Raw genomic sequence first — 24,870 nt, forward strand, 5'->3', positions numbered from 1 at the left:
GGAAGGCCTTTCAAAGCTGCTGGAGTTGCGAAAGCGTGAGCGGGGCAACGGCGTAATCGCCGCTGCCGTCGAGACCGGTGACCTCGGCGATTGCGTCGATGTGGCGCGACGAGCCGCGTCCCGCTATGAAGACGATCAGATCTATCGCCTCAGCGATGAGCCGGCGGGGAACGGTGACCACCGCTTCCTGGGCGAGTTGCTCAATGCGATAGAGAGCCGAGCGCGCGGAATTGGCGTGTACGGTAGCGATGCCGCCTGGGTGCCCGGTGTTCCATGCCTTCAGCATGTCGAGCGCTTCCGCGCCCCTCACCTCGCCCACGATGATGCGGTCCGGCCTGAGCCTCAGCGTCGAGCGCACGAGATCGGCAAGGGTGACCGAGCCCCGCCTTGTTCTCAGGGCAACGCAGTCCCTGGCCGCGCACTGCAGTTCGCGTGTGTCCTCGATCAGGATCACCCGATCGTCGCATTCGGCGACTTCAGCCAGCAGAGCGTTGGCGAGTGTTGTCTTCCCCGAGGAAGTGCCGCCGGCGATCAGCATGTTGCGCCGCTCGCGGACGGCCTTTTTCAGCGCATCGGCCTGCAGCGGCAGCATGATGCGTTCGGCAACATAGTCGGCCAGGGTGTAGACTTTCGCGGCGGGCTTGCGGATGGCAAAACATGGCGCCAACACCACAGGTGGCAGCAGGCCTTCGAAGCGTTCGCCAGACGGCAATTCGGCACTGACGATCGGGTTGTCGGCGTGCGCCTCGGCGCGCACGTGCGAAGCAACCAGGCGGATGATACGTTCTGCCTCGGACGGGTGCATGTGAACGTCGGTATCGACCCGACCTTCGCCTAACCGGTCGAGTCGCAGCGCGCCGTCGGGATTGACCATCACCTCGATGACGGACGGATCGGCCAGGGCTTCGGTGATTGCCGGACCCATGGCGGTGCGCAGCATGACACGCCGCCGGTGGTCGGCCTCGGGATGAGAGCTCATCCTTCCCCTCCCCCACCATTGTCTTTGCTAAGCGACTTTTTGCCGGAAGCGATCTGGCGGCCGACCTTCTCAACGAATTTCTCGAAACGCTCTTGGGCAATAGCCTGCGTTGCCCGATCCGGGACCGGCGTGTGGGCGTGAAGGGTGATCGAAAAGCGGATGAAGAGCGCCAGGCTCTCCAGGATCACCTCGGAATCGCGCCTGACGTGGGCAAGATCGCGGGAGAGCCGGTCAAGCCTTACGCCGTAGCGCCGATCGAACTCGCTCTCGCCACGCCGCTCGATGAACGCCTCGATCGCCTTCGCCACGATCGCTGATTTGGTCGTTGACGGATCGCGACTGAGGTTGTCCAGTTTCTCGCTGAGCTCCGGCTCAAGCAGAAACTGATGGCGAATGCGGTGCGGCTTCATGCGGCTCGTTCCGACGGCCCGGCGTTGCGCCGGCGACGGGAGAAGCATCGGCCAGACGCTCAAAATTGCTTATGGCCGTTATCTACGCTGAGGTGCGCTCTGCAACTCAGCGGACTTCAGAAGCCGGGAATGACATCGTCGCCCCTGCCCTCGTTGATACCGTAGGCGCGGGCCGCAGTGGAAATCCGATCCATGACACGCTTGTCCGCGAGCGCTTCGCTGTCATCGTCTGCGGGCTTGTACAGATCGGCCTGATCGGGCTCTTGAGAGACAACAACGTCTTCTTCGGGCAGGCTTGGATGGCGTTGCTGCTGAACGCCTCCCTCGTCTTCAACTGGCGCGTCGGCGCTTTCCTCGTCCGCAGCAAGTCGGCTATCGACGCTGCACACTTGTCCAGTCCAGCCGTCCGGGCGTGATGCAGGGCAGTCCGCATAGGGTCCGTCGTGCAGCACCGGCGCAGGCAGCACCCGATCTGTGAAATTCTGATCCTGATAATAGCGCAGCTTCTTGGCGCGGATCGGCGGCAACCCAGAAACCAGGACCAATTCGTCTGACGGCGGCAATTGCATCACCTCGCCTGGCGTCAGGAGCGGGCGCGCGGTTTCCTGGCGGCTCACCATGACATGTGAAAGCCAGGGCGCAAGCCGATGGCCCGCATAGTTGCGCATCGACCTAAGTTCGGTTGCGGTGCCGAGGGCATCCGAGATGCGCTTGGCCGTGCGTTCGTCATTGGAGGAAAAGGCAATTCGCACGTGGCAATTGTCGAGAATAGCATTGTTCTCGCCATAGGCCTTTGAAACCTGGTTCAAAGATTGTGCGATCAGATAGGAGCGAATGCCATAACCTGCCATGAAGGCGAGCGCCGTTTCGAAGAAGTCGAGGCGACCGAGCGCCGGAAACTCGTCCAGCATCATGAGCAGCTGATGCTTACGGCTCTTCTTCGGGTCCCCCTCCAGACGCTCCGTCAACCGCCTGCCGATCTGGTTCAAGATCAGTCGCACCAAAGGCTTGGTGCGCGAGATATCCGAAGGCGGCACGACCAGATAGAGCGACAGCGGTCGCTCTCCATCCACTAGGTCAGCGATGCGCCAGTCGCAGGACGAAGTGGCCGCCGCGACCGTTGGATCACGATAAAGCCCAAGAAAGGACATGGCGGTCGAGAGGACGCCTGAGCGCTCGTTTTCCGACTTGTTCAGGAGTTCGCGAGCCGCCGAGGCCACTACGGGATGGACCTGAGGGTTATGCCCCGTCCCGAGATGGTTTGTCGTCATCATCCGCCGTAGCGTTGCGGCAAACGAGCGTTGCGGGTCCGACAGGAAGGTGGCGACGCGGGCTAGCGTCTTGTCCTCTTCAGCGTAGAGCACGTGCAAAATGGCGCCAACTAGGAGTGAATGGCTGGTCTTCTCCCAGTGATTCCGTCGCTCCAGCGCGCCCTCGGGATCGACGAGGATGTCGGCGATGTTTTGAACGTCCCGGATCTCATCTGGGCCTTTGCGCACCTCCAGCAGCGGGTTGTAGCGTGCCGATCTCGGGTCGGTCGGATTGAACAGAAGGCAGTACGAGAATTTCGACCGCCAGCCGGAGGTCAACTGCCAATTTTCGCCTTTTATATCATGAATGATGGCAGACCCGGTCCAGGAAAGTAGCGTTGGAACAACCAGCCCCACGCCCTTGCCCGAACGCGTCGGCGCAAATGCCATGACGTGCTCCGGGCCGTCATGGCGCAGATAGCGATCGTTCAGCCTACCGAGGAAAACGCCCGCCGGCCGTAACAACCCTGCCGTCTCGACCTCATGAGTCGTGGCCCACCGTGAAGACCCATAGGTCGTAACCGACCCGCGCTGTCGCGCGCGCAAAAGCGAGCCTGCGATTGCGGCGGCACAGCCCAGGAATCCGCTGGCGCCTGCAAGCGTACCGGCTTTGTCGAAGACCTCCGGCGCATAAGCATCGAAGTGGAACCACCATTCAAACAGCTTCCACGGCTTGTAGATTGGCCAGCCGGCGAAGAGAAACCATGGTGCGCCGAGAGGCGTCTGGTAGGTCAGCATTTGAGCGCACCATTGGGTTGCCGTCCATACGCCGATAATGACAATTGCGCACACAACGGCGATCTGCCCGATCAGTAGCTTCGTAGGTGTCATCGGCTTGGCCCGCTGAACAACGCGACCTAGCATCGCGCGGTGCAGCCGGGACAGGAATGTTCCTCACATACGATTTGGGAGCAATGAACGACTTCCTACTATGCAGGTCGGTCAGCACGCGTGTTGCGCCTTCACGCGACACCATCCTCTCCATTCACCCTGAGGCCCGGCGCCGCCGACAGTTGCGTGACCGCTCCTCCGCAAAGTTATCTTCTGCGTTCAGGGAGCCAGGGCGCCTGGGCTGGCTGATGAACACCGTCCGCTCGCGCATGTGGGGTCGAATTGATTTGTGCCCAAGTGGAGGCAGGCTCATCATTCAACAGTTGCCGCAGTTCCCCTGGCTCGAACGCCATCATTGGTGGGGAGGCAGGCTCGTCTTCCAACAGTTGCCGCAGTTCCCCTGGCTCGAACGCCATCATCGGTGGGGAAGCGGGTTCATCCTCCAACAGCTGCCGCAGTTCCCCTGGCTCGAACGCCATCATCGGTGGGGAAGCGGGTTCATCCTCCAACAGCTGCCGCAGTTCCCCTGGCTCGAACGCCATCATTGGTGGGGAGGCAGGCTCGTCCTCCAACAGTTGCCGCAGTTCCCCTGACTCGAACGCCATCATTGGTGGGGAGGCAGGCTCGTCTTCCAACAGTTGCCGCAGTTCCCCTGACTCGAACGCCATCATTGGTGGGGAGTCAGGCTCGTCTTCCAACAGTTGCCGCAGTTCCCCTGGCTCGAATGCCATCATCGGTGGGGAGGCGGGTTCATCCTCCAGCAGCTGCCGCGGCTCTTCCTCGTGCGGCAAGCGCCTCCTTAGCCGGTCTTGCAGCGCCTGCCGATCGGCAACGAGGTTGTCGAGGGGCAGCGGCTCGTGGTCTGGCCGCTGCCCTTTCACCAATCGTTCAACCAGCGCCCACGTGCCCTCCAGGACAAATACGCCGCAATCATAATGGTTCGTCTGTCTGGCCATGGGGGCTGGCGCCAAGGTAGCATTCAGCAGTCCTGCGAGCTGTTTTGCAGGCACGTCGTTATATCCCTCTCGCTGGAGGGAGTCGTAGTGATAGGCGAACCGCCTTTCGGGGTCGCGGCGATCAACGAGCAGCAGCGACCAATGGGTGCCGGGGCTAGTAGCCGTGCCATTATTCACTGGCAAGAACAGGAAGTCGGCTGTGGCGTTGTTTTGATTATAGATGGACTGCAATATGCCTCGAGCGTCTTGCGGCGACGTGTGTCGCAGTAGATGGGATACGGAAGGATCCACCAGCCGAGTCCGGGCAGCGAGCGCCGGATTGATCCCCTGCAGTTGCCGCTCCAGCAAATTGTAATCTCTCTGGACATGGGCGTCGCTCAGCCATTCGGCGGCGCCGAGCACCCGCCCCGTTGCAACGTTGGACGGGGCTGTCGGATCGAGCGCCCCGATCTGAGCCCCAGAGGAACTGGTCGTCAGTGTGGTCACATCAACCAGTGGAAGGCCGCGGTAGGTGCCTGGCAGCTTAGCGGTTGCTGGCGAGGCGGGTTGGGGAGCTCTTGCCGGTGCCGCTGGCCCAGCTTCAGCAGCGGCCCCAACGCGCCTGGTGACTGCGTCTGCCGGATGAGCAGCAAGGACAGTTTCGCGCCCGAGCACAATGCGCGGCAGGATATCCCGGAGGTGAGCCAATGCAGAACCGATACTTAGTCTATTACCATAGGAGACAGCCTTGAAGCTCTCAACATCTTTATCCAGCGATTTGTCGTGAATCCGAGCGGCAATCCCAGGCTTGTTATTTTGACGCAGATACTGGCTAAAATGTCTAAGAAAATTTGTATAGCCGCCCACGGTATCTGGATTCCGTCCGGTCGCAGGCGCTGCCAGGTACTCCTTGGTCGAAGCGGCTCTGTAATCTCTAATGAGCTCGGCATCGTCAGGATAGGGGATCACGAGAGGGCGACCCATAATCGGGGCTCCGCTTGTCGACTTCTTGAGGTAACGCAGTGCGCCAGCCACGGTGGAGGAACCACCCGTACTCTCGTACTCCTTGAGATCCTGATCCAGCGACGAATGGTAAAGCCGAGCAGCAAACCCTGGCTTGTTGTTTTGAAGGAGCCACCGACTAAAGCCGAAAAGAGAATTTACATTGAAAGTGACCGTGTTCGCGCTGGCCTTACCCGCGTGGAATGCTGCCCTCAGCCCTTCGATAGCGGTCGCATCGTTGGAATAGACAGGACGCTTGTCGGAACCGTTGGGGACTACAATTGGACGATCCGGCTGCACTGTCGAGGACATCGAACCACCACCTCCGGGATGCGGTGCTGGGGTGGATTCGTGTTCATCCCTCTGCCTGACGAGCTGCGCCTCAGATTCCGGTGTAGCCACCTTATGAGGATCCTGCATCGGTTCGATCCCCTCCATCTCCTGCTGCAACCAAGCCAAAGCTTGGCGAGCGGCGGCTTCATCAACCGCGGAGGATGTCTCCACACCTCTGGCGGACGCCGGCAGAGCCTGCTCCGCCCGCCGTCGAAAGAGCTCTGGCGAGGCGGATTTCTCCGCCCACAATCTGGGCTGCGTAGCGAGTCCCCGTCCAGATTTATGTGGCACCGCCTCGCTTGGCAGCGGGCTGCTCCTGTCCCGTGCAGCTACCAGCCCCTCCGGGGCGCCCTGGTCGCCGTGGCGCCAGTTCAAGTGAGGGACGGCCTCTCCAAAGTCGGGTGCTTGGTGTTGGTGCGCGGTTGGGGCGAGAGACAATGGTAGATCGGTGCCCTCCTTATAACCTACCGGCAGGAGCTCCTCTGGCCAATCGAATCCCTGCTGTGGTGCGGTATGCTGAGCAGCGTCGCCACGGGGACGAGCCTCCATGCTGACCGCGTTTTCCAGATGACTCCCGAGTATAACGCGCGGCGGGTGCTTGCGGATATAAACCAGTGCAGATTCGATCGGAGCTCCACGAGTAGAGGAGGCGGCCTTGTAGCTCTCAACATCTTTATCCAGCGATTCATCGTAAATCCGGCCCGCAATCCCGAGCTTGTCATTTTGACGTAGGTAATGACTGAAATGGTTAAGAGCAGTTGCGTAGCCGCTCGCGGATCTGAAATGTCTAGTGAGCGCGGCGTCGTCAGGATGGGGGTTCAGGACAGCGCGACCCACAATCGGGGCGGCTCCGCCTATCGGCTTCATCAGTTGACGCAGTGCGCCAGCCACTGTGGAGGAACCACCCCTACTCTCGTACTCCTCGAGATCCTGGCTCAGCGACGGATGGTAAAGCCGAGCAGCAAACCCTGGCTTTTTGTTTTGAAAGAGCCAACGACTAAAGCCGAAAAGAGAATTTGCGCTGCGAGTGACCGTGTCCGGCCTGGCTTTACCCGCAAGGAGTGCAGACTTCAGCCCTTCGATGGCGGTGGCATCGTTGGAATAAACAGGACGCTTGTCGGCACCGTCGGGGGCCACAATTGGACGATCCGGCTGCACTGTCGAGGGCATCGACCCATCGAGATGCGGCGCTGGGGTGTATTCGTGCTCATCCCCCTGCATCGCGAGCTGCGCCTCCCGTTCCGATGTACCCACCTGATGGGCAGGGAGTTGCATCATCGCGCGAGCGCCTGAGTCACCAACCTGACCTGGTTGCCGCTCAGTGACAGCATGCTGCAGATTGCTTTGGATCCTCTGCCTCTTCGTTGGTCTCAACTCACCTTTGCCATGCGAGCCATTGACGAGGACATCCTCGCCTGGTGCACTCATCAACTCATCCGCCGCCTGCAATTCGCCCAAGTGCTGCTCAAAACCGGCTTGGCCGGCTTGTCCGCTTGCTCGTGCGGTACGGCGTGCTGCACCTGCAGCCAAGCTGCTACGATGAATGTCCAGTTTGTACGGGTGCACGCTAGCCTCACTTCCACAGATCACATGAGCAACCTACTCAGGCAAGCTTTCGAAAGGCTGACGAGGTCCGCCGCCGCGGAAGGCGAAGGCTGGTTTTCTGCTCAGCGGTTGACGGCCTAGCGTGTTGCGGCCGCGCCGGGTATCACGCCAATCAATCTGAATAGTCGATGCGTCAAACGAACCAGGATAGGATTTTCGTAGCGGGGCTGCTCTACTCACTCTTGTCCTGAGGTAGAATTCAACCATATCGCCGAGCAACTGGATGCCGATTGGATACCCGATCCGGAAAGCTTCAGCTCATATGTGACGCGAGGATGAGAATCGTGGCAGCTCCAGACCGACGGGCTGCCACCCACAGCGGCGATGACCGACGAGGGTCTTCTATTGCCAAGGTAATCGTCCGTTCGGGGACCTATGTGTTCCTATGCTCGTCGAGCGGATCGGGTGGGCCGCACCGCCGTAGCGTTACGGCGAGCGGAAGCGGCGTTGGGTGCGGCTTTTCCCCTGAACGCTTCACACCAGGCTGATAGGGGATCTTGCAATCGCACACACGCGGTCTGCAGGCGTGCCTATCAAGCAGTTTGCTCAGACCAACGTCGCGGCGAGCCTATCCTCAATACGCAGCGCAAGTCCTAGACTCCACGATCGTCCTTCGGTGCAGATTTGCTCGCGCCTCGCCCTGATTACAGCCGATAAGGCGAGCTAACAATTGCAAGAGCCACAAGCTACTCCAGCTCGATCGGTTTGCTGTTCCAGTCGGGCGGGGTCTGACCGAGAATGTTGCGAACGAAGAAGTCTAGGAGTTTGCGCTCGGTGTAGGTGCCTAGAGTATGGTGATTGGCACCAGGAACGTAGACAATGTCAAAATCTTTTCCTGCCTTGATGAGTCGATCGGCAAGCTGGAACGAGCAAAACGGATCGACATTATCATCCATTTCGCCGACCGCGATCATCAGCTTGCCCTGCAGCCTGTGAGCATTGTCAACGGCGGAGGATTGCGAATATTCAATGCCGACCGGCCACCCCATCCACAGTTCATTCCACCAGGTCTTGTCTATCCTGTTGTCGAAGCAGCCGTTTTTGGCGACGGCGACCTTGTAGAAATCGGGGTGAAAGAGCAGCGCGCTGACTGCACTCTGGCCGCCGGCGGATGCGCCAAAAATGCCGACGTTGGATATGTCGTACCATGGATATTGCGCGGCCGCCGCCTTGTGCCACAGAATGCGATCGGGAAATCCTGCGTCCTTCAGATTCTTCCAAGCAACATCATGGAAGGCGCGGGAGCGGTTGTTGGTGCCCATGCCGTCGATCTGAGCAACGACGAAGCCCAGCTGCGTGAGCGGCTCTGTCCACCGCGAGAAGGATTTTGGGACGAAGGAGCCGTGGGGTCCAGCATAGATATTCTCCACAACCGGGTATTTCTTCGTCGGGTCGAAGTTGGCTGGCAGGTGGAGCACACCCCAGATGTCAGTTTTGCCGTCGCGCCCCTTGGAATGGAAACTGAGCGGCGGCTGCCAGCCTGCGGCGACGAGCTCGGAAATGTCGGCCGTCTCGATCTGCTGGAGCTTGGCATTGTCGCTGGCGCGGTAGAGTGCCATGCGCGGGGGCAGATCGATGCGTGACCAGAGATCGACATAATAGCGCCTGTCAGGCGAGAACTCGATATGGTGGTTGGCCGGTTCGGGCGTCAGTGCAGTCAGTCCCTTGCCGTCAAAGCCGATGCGGTAAGCATGGACCCAATAGGGGTCCTCCTGCGAGTTCATCCCGCTCGCCTCGAACCAGATCTGACGCTTCACCGGATCGACATGGTTGACCCTCCGGACGACCCACTCACCTCGGGTGATCTGGTTTTCGAGCGCGCCTGTCCGGCCGTTGAAAAGATACAAATGCTCATACCCGTCGCGCTCTGATGCCCAGATGATCTCCTTCCCGTCATCGACATCGTAACGGAAGATTTTTCCGGCATCCTCCTGGCCATGCCCCAGCGGCAAATAATCCACGAATGTCTCGCTGGTCTCATCGATCAGGGAGCGCCCGCGGCCCGAGGCGGCGTCTACCTCGACCAAGCGATAGAGCTGATGCCCGCGCTGGTTATATTCGAAAGTGAAGCCGCGGCTGTCCGCCCACCACCGGAGAGGGGAAAGTTCGAAGACGTTCGAGAAGAGGGCACCGTCAATCACGATCTGGCGCCGGCCGGCAATGTCGAACAGGACTGGTTGGGGCAGCGGAAGGACATCGCCCGGCCTGGGATAGAATATTGTTGAATATTCCCGCTCCAACTGGTCCGTCGATGAATTGAGGTAGCGGACCTCTCGCCTATAGCCGGGGCGAACAAGGTAAGCGGCGAGGTGGCGCGAGTCCGGCGACCAGCTCAGCGTCGAAAAGACGTAGCAATTGCCTTCGGCTCCGTCCCGGCTCAGAGGAACATCCTGCAATCCGTCCTCGCTGCGCAGGAAAACGTTGCAGTTCTTGATATAGGCGATCCATTTGCCGTCGGGCGACGCGTTGCTCTTGTCGGGGTTGTTCTCCGCTGGCGGCGTGTAGCGGTGGCTGAGCTCCCTACGGTCCCCTTTCCTTGCATCGAATGTGGTGCTGGTACAGTCATAGCTTGCAAGGTCGCAGCTCCACCGGGTGTCTTCAATCTGGAAGTCGAGCCTGCGACCATCCTCACTCAGTTCGAAACGGTCGAACGGAAGATTGCCGGCTTGATAGCTCTCATGGCTCACCTTGTTTAGCGCTGCCGCCAGACGCGCCTGATCGAAAGCGGGCCGCTTGAAACCCGTGGCAGCATCGACCTGCATGAACTGCTGCTCGCCGTGGCTAGTCCGGCGGTAGACGAAGGCTTCACCCCCGGTCAGCCAGAAAGGCATTTTGGGGACATTGACAGTGAGCCCGCCATATCGATCGTTGATCGTAAGTGCGCGCTTGAAATCGGCCGGCGCTAGCGTCGGGTGTAAACTTTTCGAACCCTTGGCCAGCGTCTGAGTTGCCGATCGCCATGCCGCGCGCGTCAAAGCGCCGATCCTGGACATACCTGTTCACTTCTTTCGGTTTTCGGAATGCTAATTTTGAAGTTGGGTTCTCGTCGCCGGTCTGCAGCAGCGCCGAGCGTCGCCTTGGAGGAGAGCCAGCACGCGGGTGCAGCCAGGCACGCGCAACAGGGGCGCTCCTTGGACATCCAGGCACTGGTTCGGGTGCCGATTGAAGAGTTGGCGTCCGTCGCCGAAACAACCAGGAAAGAGCGTCCATGCAGCCCTGACGCGACTATTTCCCCGCGAGTATGGCCGCTTGCTTTTCTGCATCATCTGAAAGGTCCTGCTCTAGTCGGGCCGGATGTCACCCCGGCAGATTGTGCTATTTCGACAATCTCCGAGCGATTGCCGCCGGCCCATGACGAGGTTTACCGATAGGGCGCAATATGCGTGCCAAAGGAAAAGCGGTTTAATACACGGCAATCCGCCTATGTCGCATCCCCAACATCGTCGCACACCGGACAATGCCGGACGATATTGTCCCGGGGCGTCAAATTGGTTTGATGGTGACCCAACAACTGGCGGATGACGATCTCGAAATGCGCGACAACGGCCTCGGTGGACACTGTCGCCGCGCCCAGCACGCTGGCCGCCTGCCCGGCGATGTCCGCGCCCAGGCGGATGGCCTTGGCCACGTCGACGCCATCGCGGATCCCGCCCGACGCGATCAGCTTCACCGTTGGCAGCGCCCGACGCACCGCCTGCACGCTGGTCAGGGTGGGAATCCCCCAATTGGCGAATGACATCGCCACTGCACGGTCGGCGGCATTGCGGGCGCGCTCGCCCTCCACTGCGGCCCAACTGGTGCCGCCGGCGCCGGCGACATCGATTACCGCCACGCCCGCCTCGACGAGCGCACAGGCCACCGAGGCGGACAGGCCGCCCCCACTTCCTTGGCCACGATCGGCACGCCCACGATGCGCGCGGCGCCAGCGATCAGCGCCAGGACGCCGCGCCAGTCGCGGTCGCCCTCCCGGCTGTACCGCTTCCTGCAGCGGATTGAGATGGACGATGAGCCCATCGGCCTCCAGCGCGTCCACCGCGCGACGCGCCAGGTCCAGGCCGTCGGCCTCCCGCAGTTGCGCGGCGCCGATATTGGCCAGCAAGGGAATGTCTGGCGCCAGGCGGCGCAGCGCGCGCGTTAGCCCCTGGGAGTTACGGGATTGCAGGCTCACACGCTGCGAACCGCACATGGCGATCCGCAAGGCTTGCGCTGCCTCGCTCAAATGCCGGTTGATGGCCTCGGCCCGTGGCATGCCGCCGGCCATAGAGCTGATCAGCAGCGGCGCGCGCATAGCCTTGCCCAGCAGCGAGGCGCGCAGGTCGATCTGCGTCAGGTCCAACTCGGGCAGTGCGCAGTGTTCGAAATGGATGTACTCCCAGCCAGCGGCCACCGTGGCCGGCGCCGTTCGCCGATCCAGCACCAGCGAAGCGCGCAGCTGAGCGCAGCCCTCGAATCCGGAGAGAACGCACGGTACGCCGTGCCCCAGCGCCTGCTCCACGGCGGCGAGCTGCTCCGGCGCGATCAGGCCAACGTCGTTGCAATCGTCTAGCCAGAACAGCAGCGCCAGTTCGCGATAGAACGCCACGATCAGCGTTTCGTTCTGCGGATCACGGCCGGTGCGGGCGCTGGTGTCGCGCAGGCTCGGGTGAATGCGTTGCAGGATTGGGGGACGCGTGACGCAGTCAAAGCTCCCCTTGCCAAGCACGGAGCAGGCGAGTGAGAGAGCAGATGAATAGGCGTGTCGCCAATATTTTCGCATTGCTATAATCGATTATAGTTGTGAGGAGCAATTTGAGACCATTTACTTGCGGCTCAAGTCACCCATAAAAGAAGGCAAGCACCGATTCGGTAGCTTATCCCCTGTCTTTCGCGTACTCGCGGCCGTGGCGCCGGGTGAACGATTGAAGACCGCCGGTCTCACTCGCAGGTGGGCGCCAGGGCGTGGGACGGTTGGCAAGCCACAGGAGTAGGACAATGTCGAAGGATTCGGGTAAGGGCGATAATCACGGCGGCGGGCCGGGCAAGATCGAGATCACGATGGTGGTGAACGGCCAGCCCACGCAGGTCGAAGCCAATCCCAACCAGCCGCTTCACGTCATTCGTACCAAAGCCCTTGAGAACACGCAGAATGTCGCCCAACCAGCCGAGAATTGGGAATTGAAGGATGAGGCCGGCAACTTGCTCGACGTCGACAAGAAGCTTGGCGATTTCGGTTTCCCGAATACTGTGACCCTGTTCCTCAGCCTGAAGGCGGGCGTCGCAGGTGCCTAAACCCCAAAGTGTGGATCCGGAGGTCTCCCGAGCGAAGTTTGATCGGGAGATCGGCCGGTTCCGGCCATATGCTGATGTCTATCGGGCTCAGGGCTGCTTCTTGATCGAGGCGACCTTTCCGCGCGCTTTCTTCATTTTCGCAAGCCTCAAGTTAAAACCACGGGTGATCAGCGCAGCGAGCGAGGTCGACTTCACCGACTACGACTTAAGACCACCGTCCGTGGTCTTCGTCGATCCGTTTACGCGTCATCCGATTGCCCGGAAAGATCTATACCTGAAAATGCTTAGACGTCCGCCGCTGCCCGGAACGCCGCCGGAGATGATAGGAGCTCTCATCCAGCAGAACGCCGTGCCGCTGACGGACTTCATCCAGGCCAACAGTCCCGAGGACGAACCATTCCTGTGCATGGCGGGCGTCCGGGAATACCACGACAATCCAGCCCATTCAGGTGATCCATGGCTACTTCATCGGGGTTCTGGCGAAGGCTGTTTGGCCTTCATCCTGGACAAGATCATCAAGTACGGAATCATTCCTATAGAGCAGTTGCAGATTCAACTCCCACCGGCAATCGTAGGAATGGTGGTATCCCCTCAGGCGATACAAGAATGACTGGTTTGAGAGATGTAACGATCGTGACTCTCCCGCGCGGCTGCATCTCGACCACGCATGGGCATCTGCGCTCAGTTGGTCGCGAAGGCAATGAGGGGATGGCGCTCTGGGTCGGCGTTCAGCAAGACCGGCACTTTGCCGTAACAGAGACGGTTATCCCGGCGCAGCGTCACATTCGGACAAACGATGGCGTTTGCGTGATCGTTGCGGCCGAAGAACTGCACCGGCTCAATGTCTGGCTCTACAAAAGCGGCCTGAAACTCTTGGCCCAGATTCACAGCCATCCGGGCCGCGCCTACCATTCGACGACGGACGACGCTTATGCGGTTGCTACCACGGTTGGGTGTCTGTCGCTGGTAGTGCCGAATTTCGCCCGCGAGCCTTTCGATTTTGCTCGGGTCGCCGCCTATCGGCTTGACGAAAAGGCCAAATGGAATGCGCTCCCTCCCGCGGCACTGTCGCGAATGATCATGATATCGAGTTGAACAATGGCATTCGCTAACTTCATCGATCGTGCCGCCACGGCGGCATCTCAGGTCCTGGCCGATTTTCATCTGGGAGACTTCAAAGCAGCTCTTGAAAAGCAGGTCGTGGCAGTCGCCTTCGACCATCAGGCCGCTTCCTGCGCCGAAGGCCAGGCGACACTAGATCTTGCGGTGAGATTGCTCGCTAGGCTCTACCCGGTTCTGGCGATACTCCCGCTGGACAGCGCGGCGAGCTCTCAAGCCCAAGCGCTGGAGCGCTTGGCAAAGTCGATCAATCCAAAAGTCGGCATCCGGCGTTCCGGCAAGTCTGCCACCGTCTGCGTCGTTGCAGGGGTAACGCGCCCATCACTCCGGTGCCCGATCTTTTTCGTGGGATCGGACGGTTGGGCGGCAAAGCTGTCGCGTACGGACCCGGTGGGCTCTGGCCCAAGTCTGCTGCCTTTTGGAGCTGGCGCCGCCAGTTGCTTCGGCGCCGCCAACGTCTTTCGAACTATCTTCGCCGCCCAGTTGACCGGCGCCGAGTTGGACGAAACCATCGACCTCTCGCTATGCAGCTACGACAAGACCAAAGCCGGGGAGGCTGGCCCGATCGACTTCCCAGTCGACCTTGGCGAAACCCACCTCGTTGGGCTCGGTGCGATAGGCCATGGCTCGCTTTGGGCGCTAGCGAGACAACCCGATCTCAAGGGTCGTCTGCATGTAATCGATCACGAAGCGATCGAACTCTCAAACCTGCAGCGCTACGCATTGGCCGGCCAGGCGGAGATTGGTATGTCCAAGGCGGTTCTTGCAGCCACCGCCCTTAGATCGACTGGCCTTGAGGTCGAGGCGCACCCTCTGACGTGGGCAGAATATGTTGCGCGCCGGGGCAATTGGGTCTTAGACCAAGTGGGTGTGGCGCTTGACACCGCCGCCGACCGTCTGGCTGTCCAAGGTGCACTGCCGCGATGGATCGCAAACGCTTGGATGCAGGAGCACGATCTCGGTATCTCCCGGCATGGTTTCGATGACGGCCAGGCTTGCCTTTGTTGCATGTACCTGCCATCCGGAAAATCCAAGGACGAGCACCAGCTGATTGCCGAGGAACTCGGAATACCGGAAGCACACGAGCAGGTGAAAACGCTCCTGCAGACAAATGCCGGAGTTCCCAACGACTTTGTAGTTCGCGTGGCTACAGCGATGGCTGTGCCGTTTGAACCGCTAGCCCCGTTTGTCGGCCAGCCCCTGCGCTCCTTTTATCAGCAGGCTATCTGCGGCGGTCTGGTGTTCCAGCTTAGCGAAGGAAGTCGCCGCGTTCGAACTGTGGTTCCGATGGCCTTTCAGTCGGTGCTTGCCGGGATTATGCTTGCCGCGGATTTGGTCAAGCATAGTGCGGGGTTTCCCATGAGCCCGACGACGAGCACTCGGGTGAATCTTCTGCGCCCCCTTGGCTCTCACTTGCACGATCCGAAGGCCAAGGACTCCAGCGGCCGCTGCATCTGTAGCGACGACGATTTCATTGCCGCTTACAGGCGCAAATACGGAGCGCGTTGATCAGGTAAGCGATGTCTCGGCCGCCTAAGCAGACGCGCACCTCTCCGTAGACGCAGGGGGCGCGGCTTGTGGGCGTGACCATGGGCGCCATTATGACACGCTTGGCCCGCTCCTTTGCCGGCCTATCGTCCTCCGCGCATGATCCCGTGCCGACGTGATGATCCAGCACCAGCCGCCATGGCACCAGAGGCTGGTCAAACCTCCGTTGTTGGCCGGTTTGGACAGTGCTGCATCAGGTCTCGACCGACGTCTCGACAGTCAGGGCTGCTTCGACGGGTGTGAAGATGTCAACATCGACCCCAGGCGCCCGAATCGTCACAATCAGGGCGTACCGAGCCAGAGCGTCGACGCGTTCCAGGTAAGGCTTCTCCTTCCACCAGCCCCCGACCGGGAACACGCCGATCGCGTCACGCTCGGCGAGATCGGCGGCGCTGCCCGACCAGAAATCGGCGTGCAACGAGCCGCGATCGCGGAAGGTGCCGAGCAGCCACTCTTCTCCGCCTCCAGCAGGCGCCCCTTCCTCCTCGTCCCGAGCGGCCTGATTGATGCGGGCTCGGAATTCGTCGACTGTCTCGGTCGCTGACTTTACTCTGAACCGAAGACCATGGGACGCGTAACGATGCCGGCGGGTCCATCCGCGTTCACCGGGGTTGGGTTCGATGAAATAGGACAGCGTGACGCGGAGCTCGACCTGGGCAGCGCCGAGCGCCGCGAGCTGCTCCTTCGGCCAAGGCAGGCGATGCAGCTTCATGTCACGCGTTTTGGCAGCCGCGCCGCCCTCGCGCTGGAAAGGCTGAAGCTCATCTTCAACGATAAGCGTGAGGTCGTTCACCGTTGACAGAAGCGCGCGCCCAAGATCTGGCACGCCGTAACCATAGCGCCGCACGAGCGCCTGGATCTCGCCCTTCGCTCCGTTGCACGCATCGATGCGTGCGCGCATCGCCGGAGTCCATTCGGCCGAGTGGACGATCAGGGCGCGAACCGATTCAGGCCACAGCTCGGGGCGCGCTGATAGAATTAGTCCCGCCATCCGTGCGGCATGGGCCGTTGCCGCGCTCGTATCTCCGAGGGTGGTGAAGTGGCGCAGTTCGGGTCGACAGAAAGTGGTCAATATCTGCAGATCGTCGATCGGCTCGCCGGGCAACACACCGTCATGGGCGAGATTGCCGCCTTCGAAGACGACCTCGGGCTTCACCGGCCACTGCCTGTCCCAAACGACCGAAGTGCGACTGCGCGGCGAGAGCTCGCCGACCGGCGCGATCGGAGCGTAGCCCGAAAAGTCGGTGTCAATGATATCGACCTTTTCTGTGAAAGCGCCGACCGTCAGCGCATTCCAGGCCTGAGAAGGATCATCGACTGCTTCCAGATCGTTGCGCGTCAAATGCTCGGCCGGCATGAGGTCATCGCCGATGTTGCCGGCAGAGAGAACGATCAAGCGTCGCTGTTCCTCTTCGAAACAGAGTTGGTCGATAGCGGCAGACCACGATGTGGGCCTTCCACGCGCCGGACTGGCGCTTGTCACAGCCATTGCGATCGCGCGGCGGCGCTCCGGCGCCTGCACCTCGGCGCGGGCGATCGCTTCCGCGGTGATCGCGCCATAGAGTTCTGGATCGTTTGCCTCGTCTTCTGGCGGAAGGATACGAACACTCTCCAGCCGAAAGGGCAATGGAACTGGATCGCCTCCGACCAGGAGCGGGACCAGATCACCGTACAGGCCGACACCTGCCATTCGCGTCCCGTGGCCGCTCCACGCAGGTGTGTCGTCGCTGCCCCATGCCGGTTTGACGGTGTGCCAGTCTTAAACGGCAAGTGCGGGTTCGATCAACGGGTGGGTGCGACGCACGCCGCTGTCGAGAATGCAGACCGCAATATCGGATTGAGGCGGTCTGACGCGCCCGAGAAGCTCGTCGCTCCAGTCCCTTTGCTCCGCGCCGCCAAGGCCCAGGAAGAAGGACGGCGTATCCTTCGCGCGCCGCAGCTCGGCGACGACATCGCTGTGCGCAATCATGCGGTCGAGCATTGCCGTGCTGGCGAGGGCCAGCATGACCACCCGCTCCGGAAACCTAACCGCATGCGTGCGCAAAGTGATGTTCAGGGCTTCGGCAATGTGCTCGAAGTTCTCGCGGCGACCGTCGCGCAGCCAGACTTCCCACCACACCTGCTCGTCAGCGGCCTGGGGGAAGAGGTCGTCGTGGTCGGTAAACAACGATCGTGCAGTCGCCAGCCTGACTGTCTCCATGCGGGAGACGAGCGGCTCGTTGCGCGGTCTGCCGCGGTCAGTATCAACGTCTCGATACGCCTCGACTTTCCGCAAATAATAGGCTTGCGCGCTTTGCGGCAGGAACACCGACGCTGTGATGGGAGCACCGGGTTGAGTTGGCTCATGGACGGCGACCAGCTCCATGTGCTGGCGACGATCGGCCAACTGGTCGAGGGCCGCCCGTCCGGACATGGGCAGATCGATCGCGAGGTAAAAGCCAGGCGTGCCGACCGACAGCTGGGGGTCACGCGCCGCAATCTGCTGGCGTGCACTTTCGACCGCTTGTTCGATGGATTGCGTCAAGGCCGCAGCATGCGACGCCCGATCACGCGCCGGCAGCGGCGGTGCATGTATAAGTTGGTTGGGCCGCCGATAGGCTTCCCGAATGCCGTTGTTGCGAAGGTGGATATGGGCGCGGTCGCGCGGAAAATCGTCTGCCATTATGATCTGTGCTGTCGCTACTCAAACAGCGACGCCTGCCGGCGTTCCTTCAGAGCGTCGATGAGCGCTTCCGAGGTGATCCGCTTCCCCCCCCGCAATATGATGGTTTTTGCAGCGTCGTCGGCCGCGCGCGTGATCTCGGCCTGCGACAGTCTCTCTGCCTGAGAGATCGCCTCGTTCCAGGCAAGCCCTCTGGTGTCGAAGCGGTCGAGTCGAGCCCGAAGCAGCGCCTCTATAATCGGCCGATCGGGCACGGCGTATTCGATGACATCGTCGAAACGGCGGAACAAAGCTCTGTCGAGCAGCTCGGGATGATTTGTTGCCGCAATAATCAGGCTGTGGCTGTCGTCTTGCTCGAGAAACTGCAGAAACGAATTCAGCACGCGCCGAATCTCGCCAACATCCTGGCGTTCGCCTCGACGCGCGCCGATGGCATCGAATTCGTCAAAGAAGTAGACGCCCCGCGTCGCCTGCATTGCATCAAAAACAAGCCGCAGCTTTCCGGCAGTCTCTCCCATGAACTTGGTGATCAAACCATCGAGGACGATCGTGAAAAGGGGCAGATGAAGCTCCCCGGCCAATGCCGATGCGGTCATCGTCTTGCCTGATCCTGGCGGGCCGACCAGAAGCAGTTTGCGACGGGGAACAAGCCCGTGCTCGCGCAAGCTTGCTTGTTGGCGCTGCTCTCCCAGCACGCGGTGCAGGCGCGAGCGCAGACTGTCCGGCAAAATCATGTCGGTCAGTCGCAGGTCCGGATAGCGCACATGCAGGAGCCCTGCGAGCTCGCCCTTTGGCTGAAAAAGGGGAACCGGCCGACTGCTCTTGACAATCCGGGCGTCCCTGCTCTTGGCTGCGTCGACCAGATCCTTGAGCTCCTGAGCAAGCTTACCATGGCCTTGACGTGCCTCATGCGCAGCAAGCTGCATCGCGATAGAGAGGAAACGATCCTCGTCGCCGGCAATGTGGCTTTTAAGCAGCGTCACGATATGGCGGGCCGTGGTCATGGCTCTCTTCTGGGGTATCCGTTTACTTGGCGAAGCGCATGCAACCTAAACGCTTTCAACGGCGATTTGTATCGCGCAATGGTGTTTTTTCTCTTGTCGATGTTCGCCCGTGGCAACTTCAGCGGTGAACTGTTGCGCCGCGGTCATAGGCCAGCCGGAATAACGCCGGCCAGCAGACAACAGTCCGCATCTTCGAGCGCTCGAAGTCTGGCCACTCACGCAGCGTGTCGGGTCCGAACGCTCCAAAGCCGCCCCGCCTGGCAGGTCCATGCGACCGATTGCGGGCGTGCGGCCATAAGGTCTACGCGGGCTCGCATGGCTGCCCGCGCCGCTGGCTAAAAAGCTGTACACCATCTCACGAAACACCAGGTCCGCTCCTTTGCCGGCCGACGGTCCATGAAATCCCCTCCCCACTTACGACACCGGAGACCTCCTTGCCCACATGGCGCTCAAGCACCGGCCGCCATGGCACCAGCGTGAACTCGCGCGACTTTTCAACGACGGCATATTTTCCGCTGGCAAGCTCGACGGAGCGGCGGAGCGTACCCTCTACTCGTCCTCCGGATCGCGCTTCGGCATAGGGCAGGCCAAGTTCCTCCGACAGTTGGCCAGCAACACGGTTCAGTTCTCGCTGGCGCAGGATCGAAAGCATGTTGGCTCGATAGACGATCCCATCCTGTTCTTTATGCGCGAGGCCTTGCGCGATCAGCCACTGCCGCCGGCGAGCTTGCGCCTCTCTCACGTCGCGGCCGAAGCCGGATCCGTGCAAAGGCTCGGGTCTATCGGCAACCAGCTCCCGGTCGAGCCAGGTGGCGCCGTTGAAGCTGACCTGTCGCTCCAGCGCCATTGAGGAGAGCTTGTCGGCAACGACAGGCTCGGCCCTGGCCCGCTGGCCCTCATAATTCGCGACGCGATCGAGATGGTCCGGCGCGATGAGCCAGGTGCCGTTCGGCTCTCGCTCGACGCCGCCGGTCGCGCGGCGGATCGCCTCCAGCCGCCGCACATGCGTTCGCGCAAAGCTCTCGGTGGCGGATGGGTCATGCTTCAGGTGCATATCGACGTCGTAACGGCCGCCATGCGCGGCGGCGATTTCGGCGATGGTACGATCGACCTGCCTCGGCTCGGTGTTCCTTGGCGCGACACGCACGATGCAGCCATTAGGCATCGTTTCCATCGCCTCGCCTCTACCGATGTTGATCCAATGGCTCTTACCGTCGACGGCGTCGACGATCATGTAATGGCGGTCATTGATCTCGTCGGCCAGTCCACGCGCGACAACGCGACCGACGAGAGACTGGACGGGCTCGCCGGATCGATCGTGGATCACCCAGTCGGCGGCCCTGCGGGCAAGCCCCTTGCCGGTCAGTTCGCGGTGCATGGTCTTGATGATGTCGCCGCGTTCGCCGGTGCGGCGCAGCGTGGCTTCGAGCTCATCGTCGAGGCGCCAGGAGCCAGCGCCGACCTCCGCGGCCAGACCCATCCGCTCGAGCTTGCGCAGCCGTCCCTGGTGCAGCGTCTGGCGAATGGCGTCGGGACCGCCCGGCGAGACCAGGCCGTCATCATCACGCATGCTGAGCAGCCGACGGTCGATGCTGGTGAAGCGTTCCTGCTCCATTTCCCGGCGCAGGCGAAGCTCAATCTCGCGGTCGGTTCGCGGACCGAGATCGAGGCTGACCAGCTCGGCCGCCCGCTCGCGGATGCCAGATGAGATATATTCGCGCGCGATGACCAGGTTCTCGCCACGGTCGTCCCTGCCACGGACGATGATGTGGCTGTGCGGGTGGCCGGTGTTGAAATGATCGACCGCGACCCAGTCGAGCTTCGTGCCGAGGTCTTCCTGCATCTGCGCCATGAGCCGCCGCGTCAGCGCCTTGAGGTCGTCGTACTCGATGCCGTCTTCGGCAGCGACGATGAAGCGGAACTGATGGCGGTCGCCGTCCGCGCGATCGATGAACGCCTTGCCGTCGACGCGGCCGCTGTCGGCGCCGTAGAGCTCGCCAGGTTCACCTTCGCGGGTGACCCCGTCGCGCTGAAGATAGCGTAGATGGGCACGCGCCCCGTCCGCGCCCTTGCCGGCGAGCTTGACGACCCGCGCCTTGACGATCACCCGGCGCTGGCGGAAGGCGGCATACCGGTCGCGCGATTTCAGCAGTGCGGCGGCCGCCCCGCCGCGCCCTGTCCGGCTTCCTGTGAAGCGACCACCGCGTTGCGGCCGGCCGCCAGCCCGGTTGATCGCCGCACGAACCTGGCCGGCATAGCGTTTGCCGGCCTTCGAGCCGCGCGACCCGATTTTGCCGAGCTTCGGCCTGAACTCGTCATCCTTAATGCGAGCCTCCCAGACATATCAAGCAAAATCAGACACTTACACGTCAAACCCTCTTGGCACCGGCGGCAGCCTCCCGGAAAAACGATGTGCAGACAAAGATTTAACCGCCTCCTGGAGGCGGTACCTTTATCTTGCCTTCCGCGCCCAGCCCCGCCAGACGCGCCCCCGTCCGCCATGGCTAACGCACCGGCTCCTTCGGCTGCGCGCCGTCCTTGCCGAGCGGCACGAAGAGATCGCCGTTTCGCACGCCTGAGTGAACACCGTCATGAATGAAGAACAGCGACCGTCCGAGAGGAGCGATTTGCGCCTTTGGAGCGACAGATTGGCTTTCGAACGCCTCGATGTCGGCCGCCGAAACTCCGGCCGCCTTGAGTTGGTCGAGGTACTCGACGGTCTCTTCTGGCAGCGGTTTGCCACGCTTCAAATGCTCGTCGTAGCGCTCGGGACCGGCATTGTAGGCGCCAAACAGGCCAGGAAATCCGAAGCGGTCATACATGGCACTGAGATAGGCCGTGCCGGCCAGGATATTGTCGCGCGGATCGTGGGGGTTAGGCCCAAGGCCGTGTTCGACCCGCATCTCTTCATAGGTGCCGGGCATCACCTGCATGAGGCCCATGGCGCCAGCGGGGGAGGTGATGGGGCGGCCGCCGCGCATTGTCTTGCCGCCGCTTTCGGCAGCCATGACGGCATAGATCCAGGCTTGGGGAATATGGAAGCGCCGGCTTGCTTCCGATACCAACGTCTGCCACTTTCGCAGCTGCGGACTTTGGGAGATGGCGACCGGCTCAGCGCCGGTCGAGGCGGAACAGGCGCATGGCGCAATGGCGATCATGCCCAACAAGAGGAGGGTCACTCGGTCCATAGTGGTACGAGCCTCCCGATGACATTTTGAGTGGGAACAGGCCCGAAATAGCGGCTGTCGAAGGAGCGGTTTTTGTCGCTGCCGAGCAGGAAAACCTCGTTATCCCCGAGCGCTCGGCAGCCGTTCCACCATGGCAAAGGTCGGCCTTCGGCGTCGATTTTGAGCCGGCGCGCGACGATGTCGCCGCCGATGATGATGGCGTCATTGAAGGCGCAGACATTATCGTCCGGCAGCGCTGCAAGACGTTTTGCCAGCGGCACATTGCGAGGCAGATAGCTGCGCTCGGCGGCGAGATACGCCGCGTATTCAGGCGGGCGCACGAGCACGAGATCGCCACGCGCCAGCGCTCCCGCAGCGATGCGGTAAAGGCCGATCGGCGCGCTGGCCGAGGCGTTCCAGACCAGCCAAGGGGCGGGCTTTCCCAGCGCCGTGAAGCCCAAAAGACCGAGACCGGCCGCGGCCAAGGCGACCGTCTTACGGGCTCGAACACGCCTCAGGCGGCTGCCGATCAGATGGATGGAAGGGCGCCGCCTCATGAACGGCCTCCCGTGCCGCCCTGGCCGGAACCGGCCTTGCCATCGCCGGCGATGGAGTGCTGCGGGTGTCCTTTCGACCAATGGTCGAGTTCGTCGATGTGATAGCGGACATAGCGGCCGTGCTTGCGGAATTTCGGGCCGCCGCCCTTGAGCCGCATCTTTTCGAGCGTGCGCTGGGAGAGCCCGATATAGAAGGCGGCTTGGGCTGTGCTGAGAAACGGGCTGCCCTTTTTCGCGCGGGCCGCGCGTTCGTTTTCGTCGTCCATGATGATCCTCGTTTCGCTTCGGACAAGCGAGGGCGAGGATGGGCGAGGGAGATCGTCTCGGGGACGGGCGAAGAGTCGGGGGAGAGTTTTCGCCGCCCTTTAGGGCGGACGGGGTTTGGGTGGAACTCCTGGGAATGAGCCCCGCGCCGGGGCTGCGGCGCGAGGCTCTTATCTCGGCCGGTCAGTCGGCCGGGTTCCAGATGATGGCGTAGGTGTCGTGATCGTCCTGGCCGGCGGCTCGGCCGAGATTGGCGTAGAGCTTGCGCGGTCCGAACTCCGGCGCTGCAATCGACAGGCTCACATAATCCTTGCCGGAAGTCTCGCCGGTGCGGATCCAGCCAGCGCCGACTTCGACCCCTTGCGTAAGCACCCGGAAGTCGGGATGGTTATCGGCGCTCTTGGCCTGGTTGGGGACGATATCGATGTCGGCGCGGACGCTGAGCGTCTTGAACTGGCCCTTGTAGGCGCCGTTTTCCTGCTTGTTGACGTAACCGATCGCGGTCATTTCGAAGTCTCCTTTTGTGGTTTCGCCGGGGACCATCCCCTGCGATGGCGCACCGTAATGGGCGCGTCAGGACCGCCTGAATCCGACAGGGCCGCAGCGACAGTGAAGGACCCGAGCGGGCAGCTTTTTTGTGAGCGAAGCGGCGCGAGGAAGCCGCCGCAGGCGGCGGGGAAAAAAGCTGATGGCGCGAGGGTTTCGGGCGGCCGGACCCGCCCATAGGTCGACAAGCCAGCCGCAGGGATGGTCCTTGGAGAGAGCATGGAGACCGCTCGCCAAGTGCGGTCTGTCAGCCAAGCAGGACGCCGGGATGAAACGGCCTGCAAAGATGCTGCGCCCTTATGCCGGATCGAGATCGTGCCAGCGGGTCGGGCGCCAGAGCAGACATCCGGCATGGTGCGATCTATGAAAGCAGGGCTCGCCAGCGGGAATTTGATACGCGAGGGGGCCAAAGTAAGGCTGGATGAGAAGCCGGTGCTACCTGCAGGTCCAGTGTCATGTGGCGGCGCTCGGGAAACCGCTACGCAATGTAACGCGCTCTTATGAGGCGAACAGACCGGCCCCAAAACCGATCGACCGGTGGTCGGCGCGAAACGCGTCATGCCTGTCCGAAAGCTGACAGTGGCAGAAGACGCATGTCGGGTTCCGCACAATTGACCATGCTGGATTTGTGAGGTTTTCAGGGAGAGCCATGCGTTCACTTCCCAGTGAGCTTTGGCACGGCATTTGCTCTTGATGTGGCAACACGGATCGAAGGTTGACTGCATGCACAAGCGCGAGATGAGCAATGCTCTCCTTTCCTGGAGGCTTGGCAGCAGATTCGATTTGACGTTGCGAGGAGCTTCAGCCGCTCGCGGCGGAAGTGATCTCAAATCTGAAGGCACCGTTGGGGCCGCAGCCATCAAACACATCTTTCTCTTTTTCGCAGCTCGTCTTCAACGCGATGCGGACTTCTTCGCGTCGACGGCGGCCGAAGGTGGAGAAGGGGCTCGACTTGCAAAAAGGAGTTGTCAATGACGTCTTACGTTCGCACCAACAGCCCGGCGCAGGTGCGCTCACTGTCCACCTTTGGCAAGCATCTGCAAAGGAGCGTGCTGACGGCGACGCTGCTTGCCGCGGCTTCGACGGGAAGTGAAGCGCAGCCCTATGTTCGTGCTGACGGCAGCACGACTGACGACTTGGAAGCGGCGCGAGCAAGTTGGCGTCATGACGCCGAATTCAATGGAAATGTGGGGCTCGCAGCCATCAACGCGGATGCCGCGTATGCGTTGGGTTCCACCGGGGAGGGGGCCAGAGCTCCTCGCCTGCCCTCGTCCGTCTTGACGAGTGCCCGCTTACAGCCTACCTCACTATCGCGTTAGCACTCGTCCAT

At 61.5% G+C, this 24,870-nt stretch carries 16 protein-coding genes and 3 pseudogenes; 5 read left to right on the plus strand and 14 right to left on the minus strand.

Features of this window, described 5'->3' with window-relative positions:
- Positions 1-10 precede the first annotated feature (10 nt).
- The 7 genes and pseudogenes from trbB to EN818_RS33225 form a co-directional block, all read right to left on the minus strand.
- Entirely contained in the window at positions 11-979 is a 969-nt protein-coding gene (gene trbB / locus EN818_RS07590) for a P-type conjugative transfer ATPase TrbB (protein WP_024502850.1), read from the minus strand.
- On the minus strand, positions 976-1,389 hold the full coding sequence (locus tag EN818_RS07595) for a CopG family transcriptional regulator (protein ID WP_095488561.1): 414 nt from the start codon (positions 1,387-1,389) through the stop codon (positions 976-978). The genes trbB and EN818_RS07595 overlap by 4 nt, the downstream gene beginning before the upstream one ends.
- Positions 1,390-1,505: 116 nt before the next feature.
- Positions 1,506-3,530, minus strand: coding sequence for a conjugal transfer protein TraG (locus EN818_RS07600; RefSeq protein WP_024502848.1), 2,025 nt, complete (start codon positions 3,528-3,530; stop codon positions 1,506-1,508).
- A 206-nt stretch (positions 3,531-3,736) separates the two neighbouring features.
- Positions 3,737-7,258 carry a Ulp1 family isopeptidase gene (locus tag EN818_RS07605; protein ID WP_245454737.1) on the minus strand — a complete coding sequence of 1,174 codons (3,522 nt, stop codon included), beginning with the start codon at positions 7,256-7,258 and terminating at the stop codon, positions 3,737-3,739.
- Positions 7,259-8,091: 833 nt separating this feature from the next.
- Positions 8,092-10,398, minus strand: a complete 2,307-nt coding sequence (locus EN818_RS07610; protein WP_126080685.1) for a S9 family peptidase — start codon at positions 10,396-10,398, stop codon at positions 8,092-8,094.
- Positions 10,399-10,913: 515 nt separating this feature from the next.
- Positions 10,914-11,837 (minus strand): annotated as a pseudogene (gene fni / locus EN818_RS07615) (type 2 isopentenyl-diphosphate Delta-isomerase); the annotation flags it as partial.
- Positions 11,826-12,065: pseudogene (locus tag EN818_RS33225) on the minus strand (hypothetical protein); the annotation flags it as partial. The pseudogenes fni and EN818_RS33225, both read right to left, overlap by 12 nt.
- A gap of 311 nt (positions 12,066-12,376) precedes the next feature.
- On the opposite strand from EN818_RS33225, the gene EN818_RS07620 reads away from it, so the two are divergent.
- From EN818_RS07620 to EN818_RS07635, 4 genes are all read left to right on the plus strand, one after another.
- On the plus strand, positions 12,377-12,673 hold the full coding sequence (locus tag EN818_RS07620) for a DUF2604 domain-containing protein (RefSeq protein ID WP_126057779.1): 297 nt from the start codon (positions 12,377-12,379) through the stop codon (positions 12,671-12,673).
- Complete coding sequence (locus EN818_RS07625) at positions 12,666-13,283, plus strand: putative metal-binding protein (protein ID WP_126057778.1); 618 nt, start codon at positions 12,666-12,668, stop codon at positions 13,281-13,283. The genes EN818_RS07620 and EN818_RS07625 overlap by 8 nt, the downstream gene beginning before the upstream one ends.
- A gap of 98 nt (positions 13,284-13,381) precedes the next feature.
- Complete coding sequence (locus EN818_RS07630; protein ID WP_245454736.1) at positions 13,382-13,768, plus strand: Mov34/MPN/PAD-1 family protein; 387 nt, start codon at positions 13,382-13,384, stop codon at positions 13,766-13,768.
- A gap of 3 nt (positions 13,769-13,771) precedes the next feature.
- The gene (locus tag EN818_RS07635) at positions 13,772-15,301 is read left to right on the plus strand and encodes an E2 ligase fold family C protein (RefSeq protein ID WP_126057776.1); all 1,530 of its coding nucleotides are present in this window, start codon (positions 13,772-13,774) and stop codon (positions 15,299-15,301) included.
- A 232-nt stretch (positions 15,302-15,533) separates the two neighbouring features.
- Here EN818_RS07635 and EN818_RS07640 read toward each other — a convergent pair.
- The 7 genes and pseudogenes from EN818_RS07640 to EN818_RS07670 all read right to left on the minus strand — a co-directional run bounded on the left by EN818_RS07640 (position 15,534) and on the right by EN818_RS07670 (position 23,501).
- Positions 15,534-18,002 (minus strand): annotated as a pseudogene (locus EN818_RS07640) (S8 family peptidase).
- A 17-nt stretch (positions 18,003-18,019) separates the two neighbouring features.
- Complete coding sequence (locus tag EN818_RS07645) at positions 18,020-19,006, minus strand: ATP-binding protein (protein WP_126057775.1); 987 nt, start codon at positions 19,004-19,006, stop codon at positions 18,020-18,022.
- 355 nt (positions 19,007-19,361) lie between these two features.
- Complete coding sequence (gene rlxS, locus EN818_RS07650; protein ID WP_024505648.1) at positions 19,362-21,332, minus strand: relaxase/mobilization nuclease RlxS; 1,971 nt, start codon at positions 21,330-21,332, stop codon at positions 19,362-19,364.
- A 178-nt stretch (positions 21,333-21,510) separates the two neighbouring features.
- The gene (locus EN818_RS07655) at positions 21,511-22,194 is read right to left on the minus strand and encodes a lytic transglycosylase domain-containing protein (protein ID WP_024505647.1); all 684 of its coding nucleotides are present in this window, start codon (positions 22,192-22,194) and stop codon (positions 21,511-21,513) included.
- Entirely contained in the window at positions 22,182-22,730 is a 549-nt protein-coding gene (locus EN818_RS07660) for a S26 family signal peptidase (protein WP_024505646.1), read from the minus strand. Before EN818_RS07660 ends, EN818_RS07655 begins: the two co-directional genes overlap by 13 nt.
- Positions 22,727-22,996: a helix-turn-helix domain-containing protein gene (locus EN818_RS07665; RefSeq protein WP_024505645.1), complete on the minus strand. Its 270-nt coding sequence runs from the start codon at positions 22,994-22,996 to the stop codon at positions 22,727-22,729. The genes EN818_RS07660 and EN818_RS07665 overlap by 4 nt, the downstream gene beginning before the upstream one ends.
- Positions 22,997-23,177: 181 nt before the next feature.
- Positions 23,178-23,501 (minus strand): DUF736 domain-containing protein, encoded by a 324-nt coding sequence (locus tag EN818_RS07670; RefSeq protein ID WP_024505644.1) that lies wholly within the window; start codon positions 23,499-23,501, stop codon positions 23,178-23,180.
- A gap of 1,010 nt (positions 23,502-24,511) precedes the next feature.
- Here EN818_RS07670 and EN818_RS07675 point away from each other — a divergent pair.
- Entirely contained in the window at positions 24,512-24,859 is a 348-nt protein-coding gene (locus EN818_RS07675) for a hypothetical protein (protein ID WP_063169239.1), read from the plus strand.
- Positions 24,860-24,870 lie beyond the last annotated feature (11 nt).

It is taken from the genome of Mesorhizobium sp. M3A.F.Ca.ET.175.01.1.1 (genome assembly GCF_004791945.1).
In the GTDB taxonomy this organism is placed as follows: Bacteria; Pseudomonadota; Alphaproteobacteria; order Rhizobiales; family Rhizobiaceae; genus Mesorhizobium.